Raw genomic sequence first — 3,327 nt, forward strand, 5'->3', positions numbered from 1 at the left:
GACAGGGAGGGGCCGGTGAAGGGTCGTGCGGAGGATGGTGCGGGGTGGTGCGGGCCATGCCGCGCCTCCTGTGGGTGACGTTCCGTGGCGTTGCGGGCTCGGTGCGCCACCACACCTACCATTGGTCTAAACCAGCAGGGAAGGGTGGTCCGTGAGTTCGGCCGAAACGGGACCGGGCCGGCGCCCGCCGCACGGTGCCGCGCGGGAGGGCGCGCCCGGTGCGGCGGCTCCCGGCCCCGGGGCCCGGGGGCCGGAGGGGACGCGGGAGCCGCCGCAGCCGTCCTGTCCGAAAGTCCGCGGTGCGGCCCCTCAGGCGTACGAGCGCATCCAGCGGAGCTGGGCCGCCTCCTGGAAGGGGCCGCCGCCCTCGTGGTCGTTGAAGTCGTATACCTCGATCGCCTTGTCGCCGTGCGCCCAGGCGTTGAACGCCGCGAAGACCGTCGAGGGCGGGCAGGTCTGGTCCTCCAGGCCCGTCGAGAACAGCGCGGGTGCCGAACCGCGCGCGGCGAAGTGCACGCCGTCGAAGTAGGACAGGGTGCGCAGGGCGTCCCCGGTGCGTCCCCGGTGCGTCCTGAGGTGGAGGCCCACCTCCCGGTACGGGTGCCGGTCGGTCAGCGTCACCGCCCGCGGGAAGTCGCACAGGAACGGCACGTCCGGGGCCACCGCCGCGAGATCCGGGACCAGCCCGCCCACCGCGAGGGCGATGCCGCCGCCCTGGCTCGAGCCGAGGACCGCGGTGCGCGCCGCGTCGGCCAGGGGGTGGGAGCGGGCGGCCTCCACCGCGCGCACCGCGTCCGTGAACACCCGGCGGTAGTAGTAGTTCTCGGGCGCGTCGATGCCGCGCGTCATGAACCCGGGGTACGCGGGCGCGCCGCCCACCGGGTCCGCCGTGTCACCGCCGCCGCCCCAGGCGCTGCCCTGGCCGCGGGTGTCCATTACGAAGTGCGCCCGGCCCGTCGAGGCCCACAGCAGGTGCTCGTGGGGCAGCCCGCGGCCACCGCCGTAACCGATGAACTGCACGACCAGCGGCAGCGGTGCCCCGGCCCCGGCCGGCAGCGTCAGCCAGCCCTTGACCGGATGGCCCCCGAACCCGGCGAACGTCACGTCGAGGACCCGCACCGTGGACAGACCCGTGTCGACCGGCTCGAAGCGGGCGGCCAGGTCGTGTTCACGTGCCTGTGCGAGGGTCCCGCTCCAGAACGCGTCGAAGTCCTCCGGTGCCGTGGACGCGCTCCGGTACTCGCGCAGTTCGTCGAGGGGAAGGTCGAACAGGGGCATGAGGGACCGCCTTTGCGCCGGAGCAGTACGAAGCGATCAACACCGTACGCGGGCCGCCGGAGCGCCCGCCAGACCCTGGACCGGACCCGGACCGCGCCTACGCGAAAAGGGAGAGGTGCAGGTAAAGGGCGTGGAAAGCGTTTGCTGTCACCGGGTCCGGAACGGCGGTTCGACCGGCCCCGGGACGGCGGTCCGGCCGCCCCGGCGCGGTCCGCCCTCGGCGCGGCGGAGGCGGTGCCGCCCCGGGGAGCGGTGCGGGTCAGCCGAAGCGCTCGATACGGATGCGGTCCACGGGCTGTCCGGCCGCGACGAGCAGCCTGGAGGCGTGTTCGGCAAAGGAGTTGGAACCGCACACATAGGCCTCCCACCCATGCGGAGGGGCTTCGGCCAGGAGTGGCGCCACGTGTGCGGCCGTCATGCGTCCGACGGCCGTGCCCTCCGGCGCGCTCCGGGTGAACACCCGCAGGGTCTCCGCGCCGAACTCACCCGCGTAGATCAGCTCCTCGGGACTGCGCGCCGACACCAGCAGCCGCAGGGGCAGCGACAGACCGCGGGCCCTGTGGTGCCGCACCATCGACATCAGCGGGACCACGCCCGAGCCGGCGCCCAGCAGCAGCGCCGGCCGGTCGCCCGGCCAGGCGAAGAAGCCGCTCAGCGGGCCGCGCACCTCGACCCGGTCACCGGGCCGGGCCACCGAGTGGAACCAGCCCGACACCTCGCCGCCCGCCACGTGGTCCAGGGTCAGCTCGATGTGCCCGGAGTCGTCCGGCGCGGACGCGATCGAATAGTGGCGCTGGGCCACATAGCCGTCCTCGGCGGTCAGCCGCAGCAGCAGGTGCTGGCCGGGCACGTGCCCCGGCCAGCCGGGCACGGCGAAGCGGAAGGTCGCGGCGCGCGGGGTCTCGCGGCGGATGCCGGTCAGGGTCGCCGTGCGCCACACCGACGCCGTCCGCTCGCTCACCCCGACGCGTCCGGGCACGGCGAACCGGGTCGGAGGGGCGAACGGGGCCGGCGCGGACTGCGCCCCCCGGTCCCCGGCCCCCCGCGGCCGGGCGGCCCGCTCGGTCACCTCAGTCATGCCCGTCGTCCCCGTCACCGGAGTACCGCTGTTCCTCCCAGGGATTGCCCCGCGGGTGGTAGCCGTTGCTCTCCCAGAACCCCGGCTCGTCGTGGTCGAGGAGCCGCAGGCCCGCGATCCACTTGACGCTCTTCCAGAAGTACAGGTGGGGCACGACCAGCCGGACCGGGCCGCCGTGCTCGGGCGTGAGCGGCCGGCCGTCGTACTCCCAGGCGATCCAGGCCCGCCCGCCGGTCAGGTCCGCGAGCGGCAGGTTCGCCGTGTAGCCGGTGTGCGAGTAGGCGACGGCATGGGTGGCGGACCCGTGGGGGCGGACGGCGTCCCAGAAGGTGTCCAGGGAGACGCCCCCGAACCGCACCCCGAACTTCGACCAGCCCGTCACACAGTGGATCGCGCCCTCGTACGCCGAGGCCGGCAGGGCACGGGCCTGCTCCCAGGTCCAGGCGCGGGGCTGCGCCACCAGCCCGTCGATCCGCAGCGCCCAGTCGGCGGGCGCGAGGTCGGGCGTGACCTCGGCGGAGAGGACGGGCCATTCGTCGCCGGCGTCGTACTGGCCGGGCGGCAGACCGGGGTTGTGCACGCGGGGGCGGCCGGTGAAGCCGCGGGTGATGTTCACGTGATCGGCGATTCCGTTGCGAGGGGTGCTCAGGTGGTTCCGGCCTCAACGGTACGGGGTGCCCGGCACCGCCCGCACACTCGTCCCGACCACCGGTCGGCCGCCCGCAGGCCCGCCCGCCGGGGCCTCACCGACCACGGGAAAAGCACCGGACGCAGGGTGCCGTGGTCGGGTACTGTTGCGGTCCGGCTGCGGAGGGTCCCGGCCGCCGACGGCCGAGGGGGTGAGACCCATTACCGCTGTGTCAGGTCGGGTGCTCTCACCACGGAACGACGCGGACCGCCCCCGGTAGGCGACCGCGGGAGTGCCCTTCGGCTCTCGAAAGGCTCCTGCTGCCATGCCGTCCCGCCCTCCT

General features: G+C 74.5%; 3 protein-coding genes. All 3 read right to left on the reverse strand.

Annotated features, from left to right (window positions below; all coding sequences use genetic code 11):
* Positions 1-309: 309 nt before the first annotated feature.
* The gene (locus AOK18_RS22460) at positions 310-1,278 is read right to left on the reverse strand and encodes an acetylxylan esterase (RefSeq protein WP_055695516.1); all 969 of its coding nucleotides are present in this window, start codon (positions 1,276-1,278) and stop codon (positions 310-312) included.
* 259 nt (positions 1,279-1,537) lie between these two features.
* Complete coding sequence (locus tag AOK18_RS22465) at positions 1,538-2,257, reverse strand: ferredoxin reductase (RefSeq protein WP_055695518.1); 720 nt, start codon at positions 2,255-2,257, stop codon at positions 1,538-1,540.
* A gap of 91 nt (positions 2,258-2,348) precedes the next feature.
* Positions 2,349-2,972, reverse strand: coding sequence for a sulfite oxidase-like oxidoreductase (locus AOK18_RS22470; RefSeq protein WP_055695517.1), 624 nt, complete (start codon positions 2,970-2,972; stop codon positions 2,349-2,351).
* Positions 2,973-3,327: the final 355 nt, after the last annotated feature.

This window comes from Streptomyces prasinopilosus (assembly GCF_001419695.1).
In the GTDB taxonomy this organism is placed as follows: domain Bacteria; phylum Actinomycetota; class Actinomycetes; order Streptomycetales; family Streptomycetaceae; genus Streptomyces; species Streptomyces prasinopilosus.

What these genes read in the sequence shown, in the direction of transcription:
- AOK18_RS22460 (WP_055695516.1), bottom strand. Translation starts at nt 1,278, where the DNA reads ATGCCCCTGTTCGACCTTCCCCTCGACGAACTGCGCGAGTACCGGAGC.